At 66.5% G+C, this 20,700-nt stretch carries 26 protein-coding genes; 10 read left to right on the plus strand and 16 right to left on the minus strand.

What is annotated here, in order from left to right; genetic code table 11:
- Positions 1–51: 51 nt before the first annotated feature.
- On the minus strand, positions 52–942 hold the full coding sequence (locus tag B5520_RS19330) for an AraC family transcriptional regulator (RefSeq protein ID WP_079598692.1): 891 nt from the start codon (positions 940–942) through the stop codon (positions 52–54).
- Positions 943–1,189: 247 nt separating this feature from the next.
- Here B5520_RS19330 and B5520_RS19335 point away from each other — a divergent pair, with 247 nt between their 5' ends.
- The 5 genes from B5520_RS19335 (at position 1,190) to B5520_RS19350 (ending at position 3,841) form a co-directional block, all read left to right on the plus strand.
- Positions 1,190–2,014 (plus strand): MBL fold metallo-hydrolase, encoded by an 825-nt coding sequence (locus B5520_RS19335; RefSeq protein ID WP_079598693.1) that lies wholly within the window; start codon positions 1,190–1,192, stop codon positions 2,012–2,014.
- A gap of 47 nt (positions 2,015–2,061) precedes the next feature.
- Entirely contained in the window at positions 2,062–2,214 is a 153-nt protein-coding gene (locus tag B5520_RS22545) for an LPXTG cell wall anchor domain-containing protein (protein WP_115525355.1), read from the plus strand.
- A 109-nt stretch (positions 2,215–2,323) separates the two neighbouring features.
- Positions 2,324–2,554, plus strand: coding sequence for a hypothetical protein (locus B5520_RS19340; RefSeq protein ID WP_139386275.1), 231 nt, complete (start codon positions 2,324–2,326; stop codon positions 2,552–2,554).
- Between the two features lie 176 nt (positions 2,555–2,730).
- Complete coding sequence (locus tag B5520_RS19345) at positions 2,731–2,934, plus strand: hypothetical protein (protein WP_079598695.1); 204 nt, start codon at positions 2,731–2,733, stop codon at positions 2,932–2,934.
- 157 nt (positions 2,935–3,091) lie between these two features.
- Positions 3,092–3,841, plus strand: coding sequence for a GAF and ANTAR domain-containing protein (locus tag B5520_RS19350; RefSeq protein ID WP_254865648.1), 750 nt, complete (start codon positions 3,092–3,094; stop codon positions 3,839–3,841).
- 34 nt (positions 3,842–3,875) lie between these two features.
- Here B5520_RS19350 and B5520_RS19355 read toward each other — a convergent pair whose 3' ends face one another.
- Positions 3,876–4,085, minus strand: coding sequence for a hypothetical protein (locus tag B5520_RS19355; RefSeq protein ID WP_139386276.1), 210 nt, complete (start codon positions 4,083–4,085; stop codon positions 3,876–3,878).
- Positions 4,086–4,342: 257 nt separating this feature from the next.
- Here B5520_RS19355 and B5520_RS19360 point away from each other — a divergent pair, with 257 nt between their 5' ends.
- Complete coding sequence (locus B5520_RS19360; protein WP_079598697.1) at positions 4,343–4,531, plus strand: three-helix bundle dimerization domain-containing protein; 189 nt, start codon at positions 4,343–4,345, stop codon at positions 4,529–4,531.
- Between the two features lie 52 nt (positions 4,532–4,583).
- Here B5520_RS19360 and B5520_RS19365 read toward each other — a convergent pair whose 3' ends face one another.
- The 8 genes from B5520_RS19365 to B5520_RS19400 form a co-directional block, all read right to left on the minus strand.
- Positions 4,584–5,063 carry a universal stress protein gene (locus B5520_RS19365; RefSeq protein ID WP_079598698.1) on the minus strand — a complete coding sequence of 160 codons (480 nt, stop codon included), beginning with the start codon at positions 5,061–5,063 and terminating at the stop codon, positions 4,584–4,586.
- Positions 5,053–6,261: an MFS transporter gene (locus tag B5520_RS19370; RefSeq protein WP_079598699.1), complete on the minus strand. Its 1,209-nt coding sequence runs from the start codon at positions 6,259–6,261 to the stop codon at positions 5,053–5,055. Before B5520_RS19370 ends, B5520_RS19365 begins: the two co-directional genes overlap by 11 nt.
- 2 nt (positions 6,262–6,263) lie before the next feature.
- Complete coding sequence (locus B5520_RS19375) at positions 6,264–6,683, minus strand: arsenate-mycothiol transferase ArsC (RefSeq protein WP_079598700.1); 420 nt, start codon at positions 6,681–6,683, stop codon at positions 6,264–6,266.
- Positions 6,680–7,354, minus strand: a complete 675-nt coding sequence (locus B5520_RS19380) for an arsenate reductase ArsC (RefSeq protein WP_079598701.1) — start codon at positions 7,352–7,354, stop codon at positions 6,680–6,682. The genes B5520_RS19375 and B5520_RS19380 overlap by 4 nt, the downstream gene beginning before the upstream one ends.
- A gap of 32 nt (positions 7,355–7,386) precedes the next feature.
- A complete protein-coding gene (locus B5520_RS19385) occupies positions 7,387–8,769 on the minus strand; it encodes an NAD(P)-binding domain-containing protein (protein WP_079598702.1) in 1,383 nt (460 codons plus the stop codon).
- Positions 8,770–8,979: 210 nt separating this feature from the next.
- The gene (gene trxB, locus B5520_RS19390) at positions 8,980–9,957 is read right to left on the minus strand and encodes a thioredoxin-disulfide reductase (RefSeq protein WP_079598703.1); all 978 of its coding nucleotides are present in this window, start codon (positions 9,955–9,957) and stop codon (positions 8,980–8,982) included.
- Between the two features lie 24 nt (positions 9,958–9,981).
- Entirely contained in the window at positions 9,982–10,404 is a 423-nt protein-coding gene (locus tag B5520_RS19395; protein WP_079598704.1) for an arsenate reductase ArsC, read from the minus strand.
- Positions 10,405–10,550: 146 nt separating this feature from the next.
- The gene (locus B5520_RS19400) at positions 10,551–11,225 is read right to left on the minus strand and encodes an arsenate reductase/protein-tyrosine-phosphatase family protein (protein ID WP_079598705.1); all 675 of its coding nucleotides are present in this window, start codon (positions 11,223–11,225) and stop codon (positions 10,551–10,553) included.
- Between the two features lie 45 nt (positions 11,226–11,270).
- Between B5520_RS19400 and B5520_RS19405 the strand changes: the two genes are divergently transcribed.
- Positions 11,271–12,011, plus strand: a complete 741-nt coding sequence (locus tag B5520_RS19405) for an aquaporin (protein ID WP_079598706.1) — start codon at positions 11,271–11,273, stop codon at positions 12,009–12,011.
- Between the two features lie 17 nt (positions 12,012–12,028).
- A complete protein-coding gene (locus B5520_RS19410) occupies positions 12,029–12,553 on the plus strand; it encodes a GNAT family N-acetyltransferase (RefSeq protein WP_079598707.1) in 525 nt (174 codons plus the stop codon).
- A 6-nt stretch (positions 12,554–12,559) separates the two neighbouring features.
- On the opposite strand, the gene B5520_RS19415 is transcribed toward B5520_RS19410, so the two are convergent.
- The 6 genes from B5520_RS19415 to B5520_RS19440 all read right to left on the minus strand — a co-directional run bounded on the left by B5520_RS19415 (position 12,560) and on the right by B5520_RS19440 (position 18,665).
- Positions 12,560–12,874 carry a hypothetical protein gene (locus B5520_RS19415; protein ID WP_079598708.1) on the minus strand — a complete coding sequence of 105 codons (315 nt, stop codon included), beginning with the start codon at positions 12,872–12,874 and terminating at the stop codon, positions 12,560–12,562.
- A gap of 94 nt (positions 12,875–12,968) precedes the next feature.
- Positions 12,969–15,296: a bifunctional polysaccharide deacetylase/glycosyltransferase family 2 protein gene (locus B5520_RS19420; protein ID WP_079598709.1), complete on the minus strand. Its 2,328-nt coding sequence runs from the start codon at positions 15,294–15,296 to the stop codon at positions 12,969–12,971.
- Between the two features lie 317 nt (positions 15,297–15,613).
- The gene (locus tag B5520_RS19425) at positions 15,614–16,243 is read right to left on the minus strand and encodes a copper resistance CopC family protein (RefSeq protein ID WP_079598710.1); all 630 of its coding nucleotides are present in this window, start codon (positions 16,241–16,243) and stop codon (positions 15,614–15,616) included.
- A gap of 87 nt (positions 16,244–16,330) precedes the next feature.
- Positions 16,331–16,981, minus strand: a complete 651-nt coding sequence (locus B5520_RS19430; protein WP_079598711.1) for a hypothetical protein — start codon at positions 16,979–16,981, stop codon at positions 16,331–16,333.
- Between the two features lie 60 nt (positions 16,982–17,041).
- A complete protein-coding gene (locus tag B5520_RS19435; RefSeq protein WP_079598712.1) occupies positions 17,042–17,419 on the minus strand; it encodes an ArsR/SmtB family transcription factor in 378 nt (125 codons plus the stop codon).
- Entirely contained in the window at positions 17,379–18,665 is a 1,287-nt protein-coding gene (locus B5520_RS19440; RefSeq protein WP_079598713.1) for an MFS transporter, read from the minus strand. Before B5520_RS19440 ends, B5520_RS19435 begins: the two co-directional genes overlap by 41 nt.
- A gap of 125 nt (positions 18,666–18,790) precedes the next feature.
- Here B5520_RS19440 and B5520_RS19445 point away from each other — a divergent pair, with 125 nt between their 5' ends.
- Both B5520_RS19445 and B5520_RS19450 read left to right on the plus strand, forming a co-directional pair.
- The gene (locus tag B5520_RS19445) at positions 18,791–20,062 is read left to right on the plus strand and encodes a serine/threonine-protein kinase (RefSeq protein ID WP_079598750.1); all 1,272 of its coding nucleotides are present in this window, start codon (positions 18,791–18,793) and stop codon (positions 20,060–20,062) included.
- On the plus strand, positions 20,059–20,538 hold the full coding sequence (locus B5520_RS19450; protein WP_079598714.1) for a hypothetical protein: 480 nt from the start codon (positions 20,059–20,061) through the stop codon (positions 20,536–20,538). Before B5520_RS19445 ends, B5520_RS19450 begins: the two co-directional genes overlap by 4 nt.
- The last annotated feature ends 162 nt before the right edge of the window (positions 20,539–20,700 follow it).

Raw genomic sequence — 20,700 nt, forward strand, 5'->3', positions numbered from 1 at the left:
AAAGATCCGGTGCGGATCTTTTCAATTTCACTCGGGAGAGCAGGCGCCGGCTCAGCCCGTAGCCGACACCGCCAGCCACAGCTCCATGTGGTCCGGCTTCCCCTCCTGGTCGAAGACCGTCGCCAGCAGCTCCGGTTCCGCGAGCGGCTCGTAAGGGTTGGCCGGGAACCATTCGCCGTACGCCTTTGCCCACAACTGCTGGACCTCCTCAGTCTCCATGCCCTGCGACTCCAGCACCAACCACTGGCGGGCGGGGACACGGACTGTCTCGTGCCCGCTGCCCGCCGCCGGAGCTTCATCGGTGGCTGCCGCAAGCCAGTACTCGAAGGTGCTCCCGTCCGCCCGGTCCTCAGCGAAATCCGTGCTCACGGCCAGCACACCGCGTGGGGATCTGGTGGACAGGCTGCTGATCTCCCTCAGCACCGCCAGGCCCAGCTCTTCACGGAACTGCTCCAGTGCCGGGTTGGGACCGTGGTGAACCAGCGGCATCCTCCGCCGCCGCCCCACAAGCGTGAATGCGTCCTCATTCTGCAACCGGTAGTCCATCTGTTGTGTTCCTTTCACTGAGAGGGAGAAACGCAGCGGGGGCTGCGAGCGCAGCACGGCACCGGAGCGGCGGGCATCGGCCGGACCCACACCATGCACGGCCCGGAAAGCCCTGCTGAAGGCGTCGGCCGAGGCGTAGCCGAAGCGCACGGCAATGTCCTGCAGCGGCTCATCACCTGAAACCACGGCGGAGGCCGCGGCTGTCATGCGCCGCCGCCGGATGTATTCCGAGATGGGCATTCCGGCCAGCACCGAGAACATCCGCCGGAAGTGGTACTCCGACGTCAGGGTGATCCGCGCCAGCGCAGCCACATCCACCTCACCGGCAGAGCGGTACCCTGCACCGTCGCTGATCTGCTGCTCGATGTGCTCGATCGCCCTGTTCCAGGGATCCACCTGCTGCCCTCCCTGCGTTTCGATGTTGACTCCACGTTAGCCATGCGCCGCCCGACCGGGTCCGACAATCCATGCCCGTTCCCGTCGGGCGGCAGGGGCACGCACGCGGCAGGGGGCCACCTTGGCGGCACCGCCGTGACGTACGACGGCGGGGCGGGCCGCCGTCGTACGTCAAGTGCTTGCCACCCGCTGACGGCAGGCCATAGCGTCTCCCCTAGCGGTTCCACCCACAAGCGGAAGGCATTCCATGCTGCAGGAAGTGGCTGAGGGCGTTTTGGTCCACGAGAGCGCGTTCATCCAGAGCAATTCCGTTGTTGTGCAGGGCAGGGACGGTGTGCTGCTCATCGACCCCGGCATCACCAGCGGCGAAATGGCGGACCTCGCCAACGACCTCCGCCGGCTGGGCCAGCCCGTCGTCGCAGGCTTCTCCACGCACCCCGATTGGGACCACGTGCTCTGGCACCCGGACTTCGGCGACGCGCCCCGCTATGGAACAGCCCGCTGCGCCGCCTCCATCCGGGGTGTGCTGGCGGACCCGGACTGGAAGGACCGCGTAGCCGAGGGGCTGCCGCCGGAGCACGCCGACGAGATCCCGATGGATCTGCTCGGCCTCATTACCGGCCTGCCCGCCGACGCTGCGCACTTTCCCTGGGACGGCCCCGGCATCAGGATCATCGAGCATCAGGCCCATGCTCCCGGCCATGCTGCGCTGTTGATCGAGGAGCGCCGGGTCCTCGTTGCAGGCGACATGCTCTCGGACATCCTGATGCCGTTCCTCGACCTGGAGGCCGCGGATCCGCTCGGGGACTACCTCGCCGCGCTGCGGCTGTTCGACGGCGTTGCAGACGACGCCGATGCCGTCATCCCCGGCCACGGCTCCGTGGGCGGAGCTGGACAGTTGCGGGCACGCATCGAACAGGACCGCGAGTACGTGCAGGCCCTGCGGGACGGCCGCGTTCCCGATGACCCGCGGGTGGGTCCATCGGCCCCGTTGGACTGGCTGCCGGAGGTGCATGACTGGCAACTCCAGCGGCTCGCCCAGAAGAGCCAGGGCGGGATGACCTCCGGCTAGCGGTGCTGCCCGTGTCTGCGCCTGTGTCTTGGGACTAGGCTTCGGTCATGGGACTCATCATCACACTGCTGATCATCTGGCTTGTTTTGTCCATCCTGGGGTTTATCATCGAGGGCCTGTTGTGGCTGGCCCTCATCGGCCTGGTGCTGTTCGCCGCCACGGCTGCCTGGGGCTGGGTCAAGCGCAGAGCCAGGACCTGACGCCCCTGCGCCACCCAACCTTGCGCCAATCTTTCAGAAAATCCCGCACGTTCCTGATGCTTATGCCTCAGGATCGGGGCAGGTTGACGCACGAGAGTTGGGGGACATCATGATGGACGACGGCGGCACAGGCGCCGCGGACGGGGGCGGGGACGCCCTGAGCGGCGAGACCATGGTCATCCGGACGTGGTTTGAGCCAAGGGGCGAATCCGGTTTCCGGGCCCGGATCACGTACGGCAAGGCCACGGGCGGGGAGCCGAACAGGTTTGCCACCGCTGATCCGGACGAAGTCCTTGACGTGGTGCGCCGGTGGCTGGAGGCCCAGCGCGCCGGCAACTAGCCCTTTTGTCGCTCCTTGGCGGCGCTTCCGGCGCGCTAGCAGATACCCCCCCCACAATCAAGGGGTTACTTGCGGGCCGCAGTCTGTGATCATGAGAGGACGCTTCCACTTCGGAGGCCTTTTAATTACTGTCTTTGCCTTGCATTCGGTGCCGGCGGCAGTGGCTAGGTTTTCTCATGCTGGATCCACTGGCACAGGCACAGGTCCTCATCCGCGACGATGTCTCCTCACTTCCCATTCTGTGGGGCTGGTACTGGGGAAACGGCGGGAACGCAGGCCTGGTGGAATTCGATGCCTGCCTCTACGACCTCATGGTTCTTGACGCCTTTGACCTGAAAATCCTGGCGTGGGCTCTCGAGGACTTCGCGCTGCATTCGTGACTCGGCGGCCACAGAATGCAGGGGCGGTGCGCTTCCCGGCTCCACAACCTTCCGGGCAGGCGGTTCCGGCGTAAGCTGGGAGGGAACCGTCTGGAGGTGGTCGCATTCACGCCGCATGTTCTTCATCGCGGTTGAAGACACTTCGTAAGGACGCGCCATGGACGCTATGCCTCTCGGCTCAGAACTGCAGGACGATGTTGCCTCCCGGCTTCAGGACATGGTCCTGGAAACCTCTGATGCCGAAGAATTCTTCCAGGAACTGGCCACCTTCTCTGCGTCGCTCCTCTCTCCGCCCGAATCCAAGGTCCACTGCAATGTCACCGTGGTGCGCAGGAAAAAACCCGTTACGGTAGCCTGCAGCAGTCCCAGGGCACGGGAGATGGATGAGCTCCAATACGCCTTCGGCGACGGGCCTTGCCTGACAGCCATGCGCACCGGCACCACCACCTACGTCCCGGACGTTTCAAAAGAGCGCCGCTGGCCGCAATACATCCGCGCCGTCGCGCAAAAGGGGATCCAATCAATCCTGGGTGTTCCCCTGCGCCTGGAGGGAGACTCCACCGCCGCGTTGAACATCTACTCCTCGCGGCCCCACGGAATATCGGGCGAGGACATCGCCCGCGCCGAACTGTTCGGCGAACAGTCCGCCAAGACCCTCCGCTTAGAGCTGCGCCTGACGAGGCTCCAGGAAGCGAAAGACAACCTGGAAGCGGCGATGAAGTCCCGGACTGCCATCGATATCGCAGTCGGCGTGATCATGGCCCAGAACCGGTGCAGCCAGGATGCGGCGATAACCATCCTGAGGAAAGCCTCCAGCTCCCGCAACATGAAACTGCACAACGTAGCGGCCGCAGTCATTGAATCCGTTTCACCCCATACACCCTTGCGGACATTTTTCGACGAATAACGCCCGGATTCCTCTGCCTGCTCAGGCCCGCTCTTCAGCTGGCGGCGTCCAGGGAGAGTTCTTCAAGCGCGGACGCAAGAGCCTTCGTGTCAAACCAGCGGGCAACCAGGATGCCATGAATAAAGGCGTCGAATTCGAAGGGGTGACAGCGCCCGCCGTGGTTCCAATAGGAGATCCAGAGGTCTATCAAGGACACGTCCGCACGCCCCAGGAGCGTGGTGGCTGTCTGCCGCAGGTCTTCCATGACCAATGCTCGCTTCTGCTACGCCCACCCTGCAAGAGCAGTAGCAGGCGGTCTGTCAGGGGTGAAACTGGAAGCTTGTGCGGGGACGAAGAAAGCCCGCCGGTGGGGGACCGACGGGCTTTCCGAAACTGACGTTACAGGCAAGTAATTTGGTGAACGAGTGGACGATTACGTACGACGACGTCAGCGATCTTAGATTGGCGCAGCGGTTAAAAGTGGTTGTTGACTCTCCCGGCCGGCAGGCCGAAGCTTTGGGGATGACCAAAGAACCTGAAGCGCTGATGGCTGTCATCGACCGGCTGGCCGAGCGGTTCCCCCATCACCAACGCTCCCTTATTGAAGATGTGGTTGCCGAAGAGCACGGCCTGCTCGACGACGGGCCCGTCCGGGACTACGTACCGCTCCTTGTGGAACGGGCGGCCAAGCTCCGCCTCGCGCACCAGTAGCCCATTGGGTCCGCGCCAATCAGCGCAAACCGCGCGCCGCCGTCGTACGCCCTCACGCCCCGCCCTCCGGGACAACGAGGACGGGCCGCTGCTGGTGCCGGATCAGGGCGGCAGGGACGGATCCCTCGAGGACCCTGTCCAGCCACGCCACAGACCCCGGCCGGCCGGCGCCCACCACGAGCAGCGCCGCATCGGTGTTCCTGGCCAGGCGGTTGAGGGCCTTGGAGACGTCGCCGTTGAGTACGCGGAAGGACCAGGACTCCCCCGGTTCCCCGAGAACATCTTCAAGCCTCCGCTGCAGGTGCCCGGAAGGAAATTCGGCTTCTTCGTTGATGCTCGGGTCCAGGGATAGGGCTGTCCGCTGGTTCACCGGCGCCCATTCCGTGAGGTAGCTGGCCGGGTCGACGAACGCGCAGATCAGGTGCTCTCCCATTGCCGCCGCCAGGGCTGCGGCGGTGCGGACCAGGTGTTCGGAGAAGTTCCATTCAACGCCGACGACGACGGGCCCGTCCGGCCATTCATCACCAGACATGCAGTCCCCGCACGAACGGCGCCGCCGCGAACAGCAGGGCATTTCCAGCGGCGGCGGACATGGCGTATGCCGTGGCGGTGTAGGAGCCGAACCACGCGGCCATCGCCGGGCCCGCGGCCGGGGCGAGGGCGGTGACGATTGTGAGGGGCGCGGCGAAGCTGCCCTGGAGCGTGCCCAGGCCGGTTGCTCCCCACCGGTCCGCAACGATGGTGGCCTGCAACAGTGTCTGGCAGCCGCGGACGGCGCCGGCGAGCATCCCGGCCCCGATCAGCAGCGGCACCGGTCCCGGCAGGAGGGCGAGCAGAAGGAGTGCGCCCGCAGCGGTTCCGGTGACGACGGCGATGCGGGCTTTGGCGGGGACGGCGGCGAAGAGCAGGCGGCCGGCCACCTGCCCTGCACCGACCAGTCCGAGGCCAAGGGCAGCCGCGGTGTAATCGGCACCCTTTTCCATAAGCAGGGGGATGATGTTCAGCGTCACGGTGTACAGGCCGAGGCAGAGCAGGACCATGAGGGCCTGCAGGCCAACGAATGTCCGGCTGCGCCGGATGGCCCGGACGAGTGCTTTGTCGTCTGTCAGTTGGGCGGCGTTGCCTGCTTGGCGCCAGGACCGGTTGAGGCAGCGCGCGTGCAGCGGCAGGGTCACGGCGCCGAGCAGTCCGGCGAGGACCAGGAAGGCTCCACGCCACCCGATCCCGGTGCAGAGGGCAGCAGTGACCGGGGCGAAGATGGTGGACGCGAATCCTGCCACGAGGGTCAGGATGGTCAGCGGCCGTACGCGGGCCGGGCCGTACCAGCGGCTGATCACGGTGAACGCCGGCTGATAGAGCACCGCGGCCTGTGCTGCGCCGGCCAGCAGCCAGGCCGCGGCGAACGCGGTCAGGTTCGGTGCCAGCGCCACCAGAACCAGGGCGAGAACGCCCACCAATGAACCGCCGATCATCAGGCTGCGCGGGCCGGTCCTGTCCAGCATCCTGCCGACGGCGATCCCGGCCACCGCGGACACCACCAGCCCGGCGGAGAAGGCCCCGGTGATGAGGGCCGGGGCCCAGCCGGTGTCCTCGCTGATGGGCCGGACCGCCGCCAGCAGCGCGTAGTAGAGCACGCCCCAGCCGGTGGTCTGGGTGATGCACAGCGCGGCCAATCCGCCGCGGGGTGCCCCCTCCGCGGCGAGTGTCCGTGACGGCGCCGGGGCGGTCATGGCTACTTCCCGGTGAGCTCCGTGTAGAGCGCCTGGACCCGGGCTTTGATGTCGTCCCGGACCAGGCGCATCCGGTCCATGCCCTCGATGCCGCGTTCGGAGGGCTCGTCCGTTTCCCAGACTTCGAAGCGCTTGCCCTCAAGCGGTTCAAGCTTGGCCTCGGTGCCCAGGACGATAACGGCGTCCACGGTGTCCAGGACCTCGTCGGTGACCGGTTTGGGATATTCGCCGGTGACGTCGATGCCCAGTTCGGTCAGGGACTCCACCGCCTGCGGGTTCAGGTCCTTGGCGGGTTTGGTTCCGGCGGAGTAGACCGCGATCTTATCGCCGGCGAGGTCACGCATGAGTCCGGCGGCGAGCTGGGATTTGCCGCCGTTCTTGCTGCAGACGAACAGCACGGACGGAGTCTTGTCCTGGGTCATGAGGAGGTTGTTTCCTTTTCGAGTGGGTGGGCGGGAATTGAGGCGACGAGGGTTTTGACCCGTTCGTGGATCTGGTCCCGGATGTCCCGGACGTTGTCGAGGGACTGGTCTGCGGGGTCGGGCAGGTCCCAGTCCTCGTAGCGTTTGCCGGGGTAGATCGGGCAGGAATCTCCGCACCCCATGGTGATGACCACGTCGGAGGCGCGGACGACGTCGTCGGTGAGGGGCTTGGGGTAGTTCTTCGTCAGGTCCAGGCCCATTTCGGCCATCACGGTCACGACGCCGGGGTCCAGTTCGGCCGCGGGCAGGGATCCGGCGGACCGGACGTGGATTCTTCCTTTGGCTTCGACGGTGAGCAGCGCGGCTGCCATTTGGGAGCGGCCGGCGTTCTGCACGCAGACGAACAGGACCTCGGGCCCCTCGGAACCTACTGCGCCCTTCGATTTGGCCAGCGCCGCAAGCCGGTCGGTGGCGAAGTGTTCGGTGGTGGCTGGCAGGTACGCGCTGATTTTCGCGGTGCGGGCCAGCGCCGTATAGGACTCGAAGACGTAGCGCTCAACGGTTTCGGCGGCGAAGATCCCGGCGAACCGCTCGGCGAGCCGTTCACTGATGCGGTGCAGGAGCTCTGTGTTGTCCTGCAGGCCAAGGCCGGTGTCGCGGTGTTCACTCATGACAGCTCTCCAAGGGGTTTCCGGTAACCGAGTCAGTTGCTGGTGCCGGAGCGGCCGTGGGCCAGGCCGGTGGGGAAGCCCACCAGCACCGGTTCGGGTGCGGCGCAGCAACCGGATTCCGCGGCCTCTGCTGGCAGTGCCGTGGCGGGGACGTCGCAGCTGGTGCCGGCGTCCGTGGAGCAGACCCCGGTTTCGGGGAGGTCGAGGTGGACCGTGTCGGCGGATTCCTGGTCGCCTGCGAGGGCGGCGGCAACCGAGCGGACCTGCTCGTAGCCGGTGGCCAGCAGGAAGGTGGGGGCCCGGCCGTAGGACTTCATCCCCACAATATAGAAGTCCTTGTCCGGATGGGCGAGCAGCTTGGCACCGTGCGGCGGGACCGTGCCGCAGGAGTGGAATTCCGGGTCGATCAGCGGGCCCAGTTCCATGGGCGCTTCGACGGCAGGGTCCAGGTTGAGGCGGAGCTCGCGCAGGATGTCCAGGTCCGGGCGGAAGCCCGTGCAGGGAACCACGACGTCGGCCTCGAGGGTACGGCCGTCCACCGCACTGACGGTGACCGAGGAGTCCAGGGATTTGATCGAGCTGATCCCGAACCCGGTATGCAGTTCGATTTTTCCGGCCTCCACGAGCCGGCGGACCCGGCCGCCGAGCTGGCCGCGGGCAGGCAGCCCGTCCAGGTCGCCTCCCCCGTAGACCTTTTCCGCAGTTGCACCCCTGACTGCCCACAGGATCCGGGTGTCCGGCTCTTCCTTGGCGAGGTCAGCGAGGTTGATGAGGGTGTTGGCCGCGGAGTGTCCGGCACCGACAACCAGGACCCGGCGGCCGGCAAATGACGCGCGGTCGCGGCCGGTGACGTCGGGCAGGGGCGCCGAGATCCGCTCCCCTGCTGCTTCTTCGCCGATGGCGGGCAGGCCCGAGGTGCCCAGCGGATTGCGGGTGGACCAGGTCCCGGAGGCGTCGATGACTGCTGCCACGGCGTGGTCCCGGGTTTCGCCGTCGGCGTGCTCCACCCGCACCACGAAGGGCGTGGTGTCCCGGCCCTTGATGTGGGTCTTGTCCAGGCCCTGCCGGGTGACAGCGGTGACACGCGCGCCGGTCTGCAGGCGGGAAGAGATCTGGGGAAGGGCGCCCAGGGGCGCCAGATACTTGTCGATCAGCTCCCCGCCGTAGGGCAGTGCCGTGGGCCGGGGCGCTTCCCAGCCGGCGGCTTCGAGGAGGCGGACGGCAGCGGCGTCAGTGTTGAACCGCCACGGTGAGAAGAGACGGATGTGGCGCCAGTGCTCGATGGCCGCGCCCGCCGTCGTACCTGCTTCAAAGATCAGCGGTTCCAGGCCCCGCTCAAGCAGGTGGGCGGCGGCGGCCAGGCCAATGGGCCCGGCGCCGATCACGGCGACTGGAAGCTTCTTCGCTGAATCCATGGTGTCCTCTTTCATCCGTAGCGGCGGTTCGGTGCGGTTAGGCGGCGGGGTTGCCCAACTAGGTAGCAGTAACTGTCGTTTTGAAGCCCCAAAACGACATCTACTGCTACCTAGTTGGGCGGGGGTCAGCAGCAGTCCTCGTCGTCGCAGCAACCTGAGTCGCCGCAGCATCCGTTGGTCATGAGGTTCACCCCCTCCCCTGTTCCCGGTTTAGGCGTGGGTTGGTTCTTCGACCAATGCCGTGGCGATGCTGTCCGCATCGTCCAGGGCGGCGAGGTAGCGTTCGGCATCCAGGGCTGCGGCGCAGCCGGTGCCCGCGGCGGTGATGGCCTGGCGGTAGCGGTGGTCCACGGCGTCGCCGCAGGCGAAGACCCCGGAGATGTTGGTGACCGTGGTGGGGGAATCCACCTTGATGTAGCCCTCAGCGTCCAGGTCCACCTGCCCGGCTACCAGTTCGGTGCGGGGGACGTGGCCAATCGCCACGAAGATCCCGGTCGCGGCGTGCTGGCGGGTTTCCCCGGAGCGGGTGTCGGTGAGGGTCACGCCGGTGACCTTCCCGTCGCCGTGGATGGCGGTGACGGCGGAGTTCCAGGCGAAGCTGATCTTCGGGTTGTCCTTGGCCCGCTGCGCCATGATCCGGGAGGCACGGAGCTCCTCGCGGCGAACGACGACGGTCACGGACTTCGCGAACCGGGTCAGGAACGTCGCTTCCTCCATCGCCGAATCACCGCCGCCCACCACGATGATGTCCTGCTCGCGGAAGAAGAACCCGTCACACGTGGCACACCAGGACACCCCGTGGCCGCTGAGCTTCTTCTCCTCCGGCAACCCCAATTCCTTATACGCCGACCCGGTAGCCAGGATCACCGCCGGCGCCTGGTGGGTTTCCCCGCCCCCGGTCACCACCGTCTTCAGGTGACCCTTCAGATCAACGGACGTGACGTCGTCGAACACCACCTTCGCGCCGAACTTCTCGGCCTGCTCCTGCAGCCCGTCCATCAGCTCCGGACCCTGGACCCCGCCCGGGAACCCCGGAAAGTTCTCCACCTCCGTGGTGTTCATCAACGCACCACCGGCGGTCACCGAACCCGCCAGCACCAAAGGTGACAGACCCGCCCGGGCCGCGTAAATGGCAGCGGTGTACCCCGCCGGACCGGACCCGATAATGATCAGCTGTTGGTTGCTCATGGCGTTCTCCCCAGGGGTCCCGGGCTACTTAGCGGCCGGGGTCAGGGAGTCGATCAGGCCCTCGATGCGGGTCCTGATCTCGTCCCGGATGGGGCGGACGGACTCGACGCCCTTGCCTGCCGGATCCTCCAGCACCCAGTCCTCGTAGCGCTTGCCGGGGAAGTAGGGGCACTCGTCGCCGCAGCCCATGGTGATCACCACGTCGGACTCCTTGACGGCCTCGGTGGTGAGGACCTTGGGCACCTCGGCGGACATGTCGATGCCGAGCTCTGCCATGGCTTCAACGGCGGCGGGGTTGATCTTATCGGCGGGCTGGGACCCGGCGGAGCGGACCTCGATCTGGCCCTTGCCGAGCGTGGTGAGGAACGCGGCGGCCATCTGGGAACGGCCGGCGTTGTGGACGCAGACGAACAGGACGGAGGGCTTCTTGGCGGTTTCGGTGCTCACGGGTTGTCTCCTGGTATCGGTTGGGTTGGACGGTGACGGCCTGGCCGACACTCCCGAACCGAACATTGATGATGATCGATATAGCGAGTATCTGGCCATACATTGATAAATGTCAATATGTTGTTGTGAAGAGTTCCACGGCGGGATCAGGCAGCCGTAATGCGGGGCGCGAGGTCCGTGACCCGGCTGGCGATGTCCGCAAAGGCAGCGTCGAACGCGTCCTTGGTACCGAGGCGCAGCGGGTCGGGGACGGACCAGTGGATTCCCGCCAGCCCGGTGAGTTCCTCGTGGGCGTTGTCGCATACGGTCACCACGAAATCGGCGTCACCGGCGACCTCATCCAGGGACTGGGGCGCAACGGCGGGAAGGTGGAGCCCGTGGCGGCGGGCGGCGTCGACGGCCCCGGGGGCGATGCGGTCCGCGGGGTGCGTCCCGGCGGACACTGACGGGACGGTACTCGCCTGGCGCCACAGGGCCGCGGCCAGCTGGGAGCGGGCGCTGTTGCGCGTGCAGACGAACAGGACCCGCTGCGCACCGTGGACCGCGCCCGGAACCAGCCCGTCGAGGGCCCCGGCGGCCAGCCGGAGATAGCTGCGGCGCCTGTCAGCCTCGGAGCGGTGCCGGGTTGCCAGCCCGGCGTCCTCCAGGGTTTTCAGGTGGTGTGCGAGCAGGTTGGAGGACATGCCCAGCTCAGCCTGGAGCTCCGTGGGCGAGAAATCCCCCAGCGTCAGGAGGTCAACGATGCGCAGGCGTGCCGGATCGGCGAGAGCCGCATGCCGGGCGACGCGGGCTTCAAAGTCGGAAGCTGGCTCAATCTTCATTGATTCAATTTTGACTGAGCTATCTTGGTGCGTCAAGCTGGTGGCATGACTTTGAACCAGCCGCCGTTGTGGCGCCGCGCCGTGGCCGAACTGCTCGGCACCGCCCTGCTCGTTGCCATCGTTGTGGGGTCCGGGATCGCCGCCCAGCAGCTCTCCCCCAACGACGTGGGCCTGCAGCTGCTCCAGAACAGCACCGCCACCGTCTTTGGCCTGACCGTGCTGATCCTGGTGTTCGGCCCGGTCAGCGGAGCGCACTTCAACCCCGTCGTCTCCCTGGCCGACTGGTTCCTTGGCCGGCGCAGCCGCTCGGGCCTGACCCTGCCGGACCTCGGCGCCTACGTCGCCGCCCAGGTGACCGGGGCCATTGGTGGCAGCGTGCTCGCCAACGCAATGTTCGACGTCGGGACCTCCTTCTCCGCCAAGGACCGGGCAAGCGGGGGGCACCTGCTGGGCGAAGTGGTGGCCACCGCCGGGCTGGTCCTGCTGATTTTCGCCCTCGCCGCGACCAACCGCGGCGCCCTCGCCGCACCCGCCGTGGGTGCCTACATCGGGGCCGGGTACTGGTTCACCTCTTCAACCGCGTTCGCCAATCCCGCCGTAACCGTCGGCAGGATCTTCAGCGACACCTTCGCCGGGATCGCCCCGGGCTCCGTACCCCCGTTTGTGGTCGCCCAACTGGTGGGCGCCGCCGTCGGCCTGGGCCTGCTGCTCCTGCTGTTCCCGGCCGCCGCGCGCGCCGCCGACGACGTCGTTATCCCGCACGGCAGCCAGGCAACCAAGCCGTAGGCATGTCTAATGGATGGATGACCCCAGCGGCGCCCCCTACCCTGACTGTCCGTTCCATGCGTCCGGAGGACTGGCCGTCCGTCCGGGATATCTACCAGGAGGGGATCGATACCGGCCAGGCCACGTTCGAGTCGCAGGCGCCCGGCTGGGACAGGTTCGACGCTTCCCGCCTTCCCGCCCATCGCCTCGTCGCCGAGACGGCGGATGGCCGCATCGTGGGCTGGGCCGCTGTCTCCCCGGTGTCAGCCCGCCACGTCTACTCGGGCGTCGTGGAACACTCGGTGTACGTTGCAGGAGAAGCTCGCGGCCTCGGGGGTGGCACGGCCCTGCTGCGGGCCCTGTCCGCATCCACCGAAGCCGGTGGCATCTGGACCATCCAAGCCAGCGTTTTCCCCGAGAACGAAGCGAGCCTCAAACTGCACCTCGCCAACGGCTACGTCGTGGTCGGGCGCCGGCAGCGCATAGCCCAAATGGGCCACGGACCCCTCCGCGGCACATGGCGCGACACCATCCTGATCGAACGCCGCTCCCCTGTCATCTAAGCCTGCTCATCCTCGTTTCGTGCCTTCTGAGAAGCCCTTGAAGGATTCCCAGATGATGGCGGCTGCCGCCATCCCGCCGAAGACTCCGGCCGCAAACAGCATGATTTTCAGGATGACGAGGAGCGTTTCCAGCACCTCGACGTCAACCGCGATCGGCAGCGTGAGCCCGAAGTAGAAGCACGAAATGGCCGCTGCCAGGATCAAGAGCCCGAATATGAGTGATTCGGCCGCTTCGGCATCGCTTTTGCGGCGGCGGGACCACACAGCGCTGAGGGCTGGGATGAGAAACGCCGTTGCTATCGCCATCAGTATCTCGCCCACAGCACCTCCAGCTGTACGCAGAGTGGTTCCACAGGACTCATCCCTTCTCCCCCCATAACCCTGGGACGTGTTGTGCCCGAATGGCCTGCCCCAGTCAGGTGGAACTGGGCGCCAAGGAGCGCAGCTTCCCGGATGCTTCGGAAAGGTCCACGCTGTTGGTGCGTGCCGGCCGGTACCAGCCCACGGCGGAACCGCGCAAGGCCTGGATGGCCGATCCGAAAACGACGTAGGCCCGCAGGGGCTCGTAGATCAGCCGGTACGCGGGCACCATGAGCAGGTGCAGCAGGTTCTCATGGACCATCAGTACCGCCACGATGGAGATGAGCATGTGGGTTGCTGCGACGAAAGCCGAGAAGATCGCGATGGCCTGCCATTCCCCGTGAGTGAGGCTGATGACGGCGACGACCACGGTCAGCGGCATAAAGACCAGGGGCACCAGCACGGAGATCAGCGCGTACGGCATGCTGAGCATGCCCAGGGCGCCGTACTTGGGGTTGAAGATCATGGCCCGGTGCTTGTAGAGGGTCTGGATGTTGCCGTAGGTCCACCGGAGCCTTTGCTTGAACAACCCCCGCACTGTCAGGGGTGCCTCGGTCCAGGCAACTGCTTGGTTCTCCTGGACGATGCTGTAGCCGAGCCGCTGCAGTGACAGTGTCAGGTCTGCGTCTTCGGCCATGGTGTCGTGGGAGTAGCCTCCTGCCCTGACCAGTGCCTCCCGGCGCCAGGCAGCGCAGGCACCCGGGACAATGGAAATCGCGCCCATTAGCCCTTCGGCCATGCGGGTGACGCAGATGCCGGAGAGGTACTCCAGGCTTTGCCAGGCGGTGATGAGATTCTGCCGGTTCCCGACTTTGACGTGGCCGGCCACTGCCCCCACTTCCTTGCCGCTTCGGGGTGCCAGGAAATGGCGGGCAAACATCTTGATGGTCTGCGGCTCGAACAGGGTGTCCCCGTCCAGTGTGACCACAACCTGGCCGCACGACTCGTCGATGCCGTGATTGCTCGCAGCCGATTTGCCGCCATTGGGCTGGTTGATGACGCGCAGTGCCGCCCACGTCGTGGCATACTCCGTCAGCACGGCGAGCGTCCCGTCGGTTGACCCGTCGTTGACTGCCACCACTTCCATCAGGGGATAGTCGCTGGCTCGAAGGGCATCCAAGGTTTTCGCCACCACAAGTTCTTCGTTGTACACGGGCAGGACCACGCTGACGAAGGGCCATTCCGTCTCCTTGACCTCATCCCATTGACGTTTTTTCTGCCGGGAATTGTTGACCAGCGCCAGGATGACGAACAGGAACGTCAGTATGGTCAGGGAGCCGATACCGAACCAGAACAGCCAGGTGAGCAGCACGTTGGGGGTAACGAGGTAAGAGGTCAGGGCAGCGAGGGTTACGTTGTCCTCTATGGACGCCGGCACGTTGTGCTGCGGCACGAACTCGGGTGGCAGCAGAGGCTGGAGCGTGGTGAATGTGTAGCCCTGGGCTTTGGCCTGGGGGATGAACTCCTTGAGCATGTCGATCGTGGCGGTGCGGTCGCCGCCGCCGTCATGGACGAGCACAACGTGGCCCGGGCCGCTCAATTCCGGCAGTGCAATGGATTCGGCCGGTCCGTGCTCCCAGTCGCGGGTGTCAAGGTCAAAGCTGACGTGGAGATACCCCAGCTGCTGCGAAAGCAAAAGCGCCAGCGTGTTGTTCTCCGGGTCACCGGTGGGGATCCGGAACAGCCTGGATTCGTAGTTACTGACCGCACGCATGATCCGGTCCATCCCGATGATCTGCTGGCGGTTGTACACATCGTCGTGGGACCAGAAGTCGATGTGGGATTCAGAGTGGTTGCCCACCATGTGGCCCTCGCGGACAATGCGCCGCAACAGGTCGGGATATTTGACCACGTTGTCCCCCACCGAAAAGAAGGTTGCCGGAACACCTTCCCGGGAGAGCAGATCCAGGATTTCGGGCGTGTAGGTGGGGTCAGGGCCGTCGTCGAAGGTGAGCATCAGCGTGCGCTCCAGGGGCAGGCCGTAGGCCTCAACGACGTACGGACTGGCGCCGATCAGTAATGTCTCATCCGGAGTTGCCTCCCTCCAGACGGCGTCACTGAACGGATCCTCGAGCAGCGTTTTTCCATCCACTCGTTCTACGACTGCGATCCGGTGGAATGTGGCCAGGCCCTTGTCGGGGCCGATCCTTGGGATGCTCTCCAGGTCCTGCAGGTTCAGCAGCTGCCGTGGATACGCCACAGCCTGGTTCTGCTGTGCCGGGCGTACCGGAGCGGTCGCGGCCGGGAGGATCGCAACGATGGACAGCACCACCAGCAGAAGCCCGGCAAACACAAGGCTCAAAATTCTTCGCCAGCGGTTGCCTGTGGCATCGAAGAAGACTGGCGCCCGGCCAGGTGAAATCTGGGGCGCTGGGTCAGTCATGACTTCCTAGCGAAGGAACCGTACCTGCACATTTCTTGACAGGGCCAAACACAGCGACCATGGATGAAATCAGATCGGGGCCTGACCTGCCCATCTGGAACCGGGGCACAGCAAAACCCCGAGGGGCCGCCTTCCTGCCGACTGTAGAAGACGCAGCCTCAGAAAACATCCGAAGTATGTACTCGAATTTTTTCCTCGCCATACCTGCTTAGACGTTTGAGGCGGCAGTGCGGGTACATCCGTCCGGTAGCCAAAAAGATAAGCCCGCCCGGCGAAGTGCCGGACGGGCTTATCAGGGGCAACGCAGCTAGTGGGAGCTACTCGGTGCCACCTTTGGCGCGGCGGCCGATGAAGTATGCGCCGGCCGCGACCAGGAGGAGCAAGAGTGCGCCGATGCCGATGAACAGGCCCGTATTGTCCTGTCCGGATGTTGCGGACGCGGCTGCCGGGCTTTCGGTGGCAGGCGCCGGGCTCGGGGCCGCTGAGGTGACAGCTGAGGTGGGTGATGGTTCCGTGGTGGCGGCCGCCGTCGACGTCTCCTCCGGGCCGTGGCTCCCGGCTCCGGCGTAGGTGAACGTAAAGGTGCCGTCGATGGGGTGCCCGTCGGCGGAAACTGCCCGCCACTCAACTGTATGTTCGCCGTCGTGGTCGATGGCGGCGTTGATGCTCAGGGTTGCACCATCGACGGCGATGTCACCCTCGCTGACCACATGGCCGTCGGGGGCGGTGACCGTGATGATGTTTGAACCGGGAAGCCCGGTGTCCGGTGCATTCGTCAGGGTGATGGAGACTTTGCCGGGATTGGCGGTGACGGTTTCACCGGCGGCAGGGCTGGTGGACGCCAGTGCATCGTGGGCCTGGGCTGGCGCAGCACCGGCCAACAGGCCCAGGGCGAGGGCAGCGGCTGCGGCGCCTGAGGTCAGTACGCGGCGGATGGGAAAGCTCATTGGTGGTTGTCCTTTCAGGGACTGTGTCCGGCCAGGCGTGAGGGCTGGTCGGACGTAATTCGGGGAAGGTAAAGGGGCCCGGCCTGATTAGGCGGGTGTGCCGATGGCCGACAATGTCCGCCCGGAGGCAGCCGGCGGGCCGCGGCGCGGCGGAATGCGGACTGCCGTCTGCCGCGTCATTACGGCCTTTCTCGGCAGAGCGCAGACCCGGTACGCGGCCGGCAGCCGGACAGGGTGCAGGATGGCGGCCAGCGGGGCGAGCCACGCCTTAAGCTGCCAAAGTGCGGCCTCTCCGCGGGCCAGGACGACGGCGGTGGCGGCGATGGCGAGCAGGTGCGCTGCCAGCATGGCCGGGGCGGGCAGCGCGGCCAGGGCGTGACCTGTCAGCTCCTCGACGGAACCTGGTGTGTCGGCGCAGCTGGGGATGGCGATTTCGCGATGGTGGCCGTGGGCGGCGACGCCGGTTCCGGCACAGTGCACCGACGGTCCGGAGAGCGCGGTGAAGGCCGAGTGCAGGGCCGCCTGGCTCCCGCCGAGGATGAGGGCCATGATCGGCAGCCGGAAGCGGCGGCGGGAGAGCAGCATCACCGGGGCCATGACCAGGACTGCCAGCAGGAGCAGGACAGGAGCCGGGGGCAGGTGCCCGCCCCCGGCGGTGTGCGCCGCAGCCGCAAGACCAACACCGGAACCCGTGATCACGCCGGAGCGCAGAAAGCGCAGGGGCTGCTGTGCGGGCATGGTCCTGCCTTTCATGCTCGGAGCGGGCGGGCCTGCCCCCAGGTTGCCGCTGAGCCGGCGTCAGACGTGGACGGGTTCGCCGGTGACGCGGTGGTCTGCGTGGTTGATGGTTTCCTGGATCAGCCTAATCAAGTGCCCGTCGTGCAGCGAGTAAATGACATGCCGGCCGTCCTTGCGGGTATCCACCAATCCGCTGAGGCGCAGCTTGGCCAGATGCTGGCTCACCACGGTACGGGGTGCCGCGGCTGCGGCCGTGAGTTCCGTAACCGTCTTGGGACCCTGGGCGAGCTGCCAGAGCAGGTGCAGCCGGGTGGGTTCGGCCAGCATCCGCAGCGTCCCGGCGGCCGTTTCCAGCAGCTCCGCCCCGGGCGCGACCGCATGGACGAGCGAGGGTTCTTCAGTGCCGGTGCTGGGAGGACTGCTCGGTTGGCTGCTCAACGGGCTTCTCCTCGATAACGGGCCGGCCTGCCTCCGTGCTGCTGTGCCGGGGCCAGGACAGGAAGGCTCCTGCGCTACCCAGTATCGCAAGGATTGTCAGCGCCACTGCTGCCCAGCCGAGGCCGGCGGCAGCGCCCACCCAGCCGGCAAGGGGGTAGGCGATGATGTAGCAGGCGTGTGAGAGCGAGAACTGGGCGGTGAACACATAGGGCCGGGTCTCCTCCGTGGAGGCGTCCCGCAGCAGCCGGGACGACGGCGTGAGGATGGTTGAGTTGCCCGCGCCAAGGACGAACCACAGCCCCAGCAGCCACCACCACCCTGCTTCGGGAGCGGCGAAGGCAACCACGGCCACGCAACCGGCCAGTGCTGCGGGGATGGCGGCCGCGCCGGTCAGCATCACGGAGCGGTCACCGAAGCGCTCCAGGACGCGGGGTGCAAACAACGCAACGAGCATGGAGCCGACGCCGAAGGATGCCAGCGCCAGTGCAAGGTCTGCGTCGGCGCGGCCGAGCACGTCACGGACGTAGACCACGGTGTTGACGAGGACCATGGCGGTGGGTGCGGCGACCACCACGTTCAGGGCTAGCAGGGACCGCAGCCGGCTGGTCCGCCAGAAAATCCGGGCACCGAGGGTGGTCCGGTGCCACAGCGATGTTGCCGGTGCAGCGGTCGACTCAATCTTCGGAAGGATGGTTACGGCGACCATCAGCGCCGAGAACAGGAACCCGAACACGGTGCCCAGGAAGAGGTTGTTGTAGCTGACGACGGTCAGCAGCAATGCTGCCGCGGCGGGGCTGACCAGGGCTTCCATGTCATACGCGAGCCGGGACAGGGAGAGGGCCCTCGTGTAGTCCCGTTCCTCCTTCAGCACTGTGGGAATCAGCGACTGGAACGCCGGCGTGAAGGTGGCCGATGCCGACTGCAGCAGGAACACCACCACGTAGATCTGCCACGCTTCGGTAATGAACGGCAGGCACAGCGCCATGGCTCCACGGACCAGGTCGGCACCGATCAGCACGGGCTTCTTCGGCAACCGTGCCACGACGGCGTTGATCACCGGGGCGAAGCCCACGTAGGCCAGCATCTTGATCAGCAGGGCCGTGCCCATGACGGCGCCGGCGTTGCTGCCTGCCAGGTCGAACGCGAGCAAGCCCAGCGCGACTGTGAGGAGCCCCGTCCCCAGCAGCGCCACCACCTGCGCCGCGAACAACCGCCGGTAGGTCACATTCCGCAGAACGTCCAGCATTCGACACCCTTTCGAGTTCACATGTGCGTAAGTATGCACCTAACTCTACGCCTCCCAGCACGGTTGGCGAGCGGTTGAACCGGCAAGGCATCGCTACAGTAGGTGCTGGACGGAAGGCAATGACCATGACCGAAGAGACGCACACCGGCTTGGCGGGAACCGTCCTGCGTGAGCGGTACCGAGTGGAAGAAGTCCTTGGCCACGGCGGCATGGGCAGCGTCTACCGCGGGACCGACCTGGTTCTTGATCGGCAGGTGGCACTGAAGATCTTCCGCGAGGACGTCACCGACCCGGAGGAACTGGCCCGGCAGCAGGCGGAAGCCCGGATGCTCGCCCAGCTGAACCACCACGGCCTGGTCACGCTTTTCGACACCGGCACGCTGCTCCGCGGCCACCGGGAAGTGCCCTTCCTGGTCATGGAACTTGTTAACGGAACCGACCTTCGCCGCCATCTCGCAGCCGGGCCGCTGGCAGGGGCCGAAGCGGCGCGGCTAGGAGCCGAACTGGCTGAAGCGCTCCAGTACATCCACCAGCGCGGCGTGGTGCACCGCGACGTAAAACCCGCGAACATCCTGCTGACCCGCTACGCGGCGGACTCCCCGCTGCGGCCCAAGCTTGCCGACTTCGGGATCGCAAGAATGCTCGACGGCGCCCGCCTCACCGCCACCAACATGGTTCCGGGAACAGCGGCCTACTTGAGTCCTGAGCAGGCCCGCGGGGACACGGTGGGACCGCCCGCGGACATCTACTCCCTGGGCCTGGTGCTGCTGGAGGCCCTCACCGGGACGGTGGCCTTCCCCGGTCCTCCGCTGGAAGCCGCCGTGGCACGGCTCTCCCGGCTTCCGGATATTCCCGATTCCATTGGCCCGCAGTGGAAATCGCTGCTGACCGGCATGACTTCCCTGGACCCGCAGGACAGGCCGGATGCGGCGGGCGTCGCCAGGATGCTGGGAACCGCGGGCTGGAACCCGCCGGCGGAAGGAGCCGGCGATACTGCCGTCGCACCGTCCCACCCGGCCACCCGGGTCCTGCACGCCGGTGACGCCGGGACCCGCGTGGCGGGGAGCCCGGCCGCGCAGGGAAGCAGGCTGCCCGTCCTCGCTGACAGCCAGGCCACCAACGCCACGTCATGGCAGCCTGCCCCACATATGCCGGCGCGGGCACCTGCCTCCGCACACCCGAAGCCTGCCCGGAAGCGTCCCGGGGACAAACCCGGCCCCCTGCGGCGCCGCCGCCTGTGGATCCTGGCCGCGGCCGCCGTCGTCGTTCTCATCCTCGGGGCGGTCCTGCTGACGTCCCTCCAGCGGCCGACACCCGCGCCGGTGGATCCCGGGCCGGCCATCCCCGGGCAGCTGGGCGAGCACTTCAAGGAACTCGAAGAAAGCGTCAGGCCATGAACTGCCATCCCCGCCGAAAGCTGACAACCGCTGTCCTTGGCGCCTGCCTTGGCGTGGCGTTGCTGGGCGGGTGCTCCCCTGCGCCCGACCTGGACACTGCGGTGGCCGGCCAGCTGCAGACGCGCGTGGCCTCGGCAAAGGAACTGGCTGCGGCACAGGACTTCCCGTCCGCGCTGGCGGAGCTGCAGCAGCTGAACCAGGACGTGGCAGCCGCTGCGGAGCAGGGCAAGGTCTCGCAGCAGCGGAAGGCCCGGATCGAGGCGGCCATCAGCACGATCAGGAGCGACCTGGAAGCAGCCCTGGCGCCGGCGCCAACGCCCCCCGCAACCGATCGGCCGCTGACCAAGGACGAACAGGAACGGCTCGAAGAGGCGCAAAAAGAGGCCGAGAAGCAGCGCGAGGAGGCGCAAAAGGAGGCCGAAAAGCAACGCAAGGAAGCCCAGGAGGAAGCTGAAAAGCAGCGGAACAGGGACTAAGCGTTGACGTGGCCCCGGCGGCCCACACCGGCGCTACCTGTTTCGGTCGTGGATGCCAGGAGTTCGCCCACGGCGCACACGGCCCGGCCGAGAGTTGGCACCGCGTAAAGTGGAAGCATTATGGATGACCCTCCTTCACATATGCCCTGGCCCCTCCACCTT

The sequence above is a fragment of the Arthrobacter sp. P2b genome (assembly GCF_900168295.1).
In the GTDB taxonomy this organism is placed as follows: domain Bacteria; phylum Actinomycetota; class Actinomycetes; order Actinomycetales; family Micrococcaceae; genus Arthrobacter.

What these genes read in the sequence shown, in the direction of transcription:
- B5520_RS19335 (WP_079598693.1), top strand. Translation starts at nt 1,190, where the DNA reads ATGCTGCAGGAAGTGGCTGAGGGCGTTTTGGTCCACGAGAGCGCGTTC.
- B5520_RS22545 (WP_115525355.1), top strand. Translation starts at nt 2,062, where the DNA reads ATGGGACTCATCATCACACTGCTGATCATCTGGCTTGTTTTGTCCATC.
- B5520_RS19340 (WP_139386275.1), top strand. Translation starts at nt 2,324, where the DNA reads ATGATGGACGACGGCGGCACAGGCGCCGCGGACGGGGGCGGGGACGCC.
- B5520_RS19345 (WP_079598695.1), top strand. Translation starts at nt 2,731, where the DNA reads ATGCTGGATCCACTGGCACAGGCACAGGTCCTCATCCGCGACGATGTC.
- B5520_RS19350 (WP_254865648.1), top strand. Translation starts at nt 3,092, where the DNA reads ATGGACGCTATGCCTCTCGGCTCAGAACTGCAGGACGATGTTGCCTCC.
- B5520_RS19355 (WP_139386276.1), bottom strand. Translation starts at nt 4,085, where the DNA reads ATGGAAGACCTGCGGCAGACAGCCACCACGCTCCTGGGGCGTGCGGAC.
- B5520_RS19360 (WP_079598697.1), top strand. Translation starts at nt 4,343, where the DNA reads ATGACCAAAGAACCTGAAGCGCTGATGGCTGTCATCGACCGGCTGGCC.
- B5520_RS19365 (WP_079598698.1), bottom strand. Translation starts at nt 5,063, where the DNA reads ATGTCTGGTGATGAATGGCCGGACGGGCCCGTCGTCGTCGGCGTTGAA.
- B5520_RS19370 (WP_079598699.1), bottom strand. Translation starts at nt 6,261, where the DNA reads ATGACCGCCCCGGCGCCGTCACGGACACTCGCCGCGGAGGGGGCACCC.
- B5520_RS19375 (WP_079598700.1), bottom strand. Translation starts at nt 6,683, where the DNA reads ATGACCCAGGACAAGACTCCGTCCGTGCTGTTCGTCTGCAGCAAGAAC.
- B5520_RS19380 (WP_079598701.1), bottom strand. Translation starts at nt 7,354, where the DNA reads ATGAGTGAACACCGCGACACCGGCCTTGGCCTGCAGGACAACACAGAG.
- B5520_RS19385 (WP_079598702.1), bottom strand. Translation starts at nt 8,769, where the DNA reads ATGGATTCAGCGAAGAAGCTTCCAGTCGCCGTGATCGGCGCCGGGCCC.
- trxB (WP_079598703.1), bottom strand. Translation starts at nt 9,957, where the DNA reads ATGAGCAACCAACAGCTGATCATTATCGGGTCCGGTCCGGCGGGGTAC.
- B5520_RS19400 (WP_079598705.1), bottom strand. Translation starts at nt 11,225, where the DNA reads ATGAAGATTGAGCCAGCTTCCGACTTTGAAGCCCGCGTCGCCCGGCAT.
- B5520_RS19405 (WP_079598706.1), top strand. Translation starts at nt 11,271, where the DNA reads ATGACTTTGAACCAGCCGCCGTTGTGGCGCCGCGCCGTGGCCGAACTG.
- B5520_RS19410 (WP_079598707.1), top strand. Translation starts at nt 12,029, where the DNA reads ATGACCCCAGCGGCGCCCCCTACCCTGACTGTCCGTTCCATGCGTCCG.
- B5520_RS19420 (WP_079598709.1), bottom strand. Translation starts at nt 15,296, where the DNA reads ATGACTGACCCAGCGCCCCAGATTTCACCTGGCCGGGCGCCAGTCTTC.
- B5520_RS19425 (WP_079598710.1), bottom strand. Translation starts at nt 16,243, where the DNA reads ATGAGCTTTCCCATCCGCCGCGTACTGACCTCAGGCGCCGCAGCCGCT.
- B5520_RS19430 (WP_079598711.1), bottom strand. Translation starts at nt 16,981, where the DNA reads ATGCCCGCACAGCAGCCCCTGCGCTTTCTGCGCTCCGGCGTGATCACG.
- B5520_RS19440 (WP_079598713.1), bottom strand. Translation starts at nt 18,665, where the DNA reads ATGCTGGACGTTCTGCGGAATGTGACCTACCGGCGGTTGTTCGCGGCG.
- B5520_RS19445 (WP_079598750.1), top strand. Translation starts at nt 18,791, where the DNA reads ATGACCGAAGAGACGCACACCGGCTTGGCGGGAACCGTCCTGCGTGAG.
- B5520_RS19450 (WP_079598714.1), top strand. Translation starts at nt 20,059, where the DNA reads ATGAACTGCCATCCCCGCCGAAAGCTGACAACCGCTGTCCTTGGCGCC.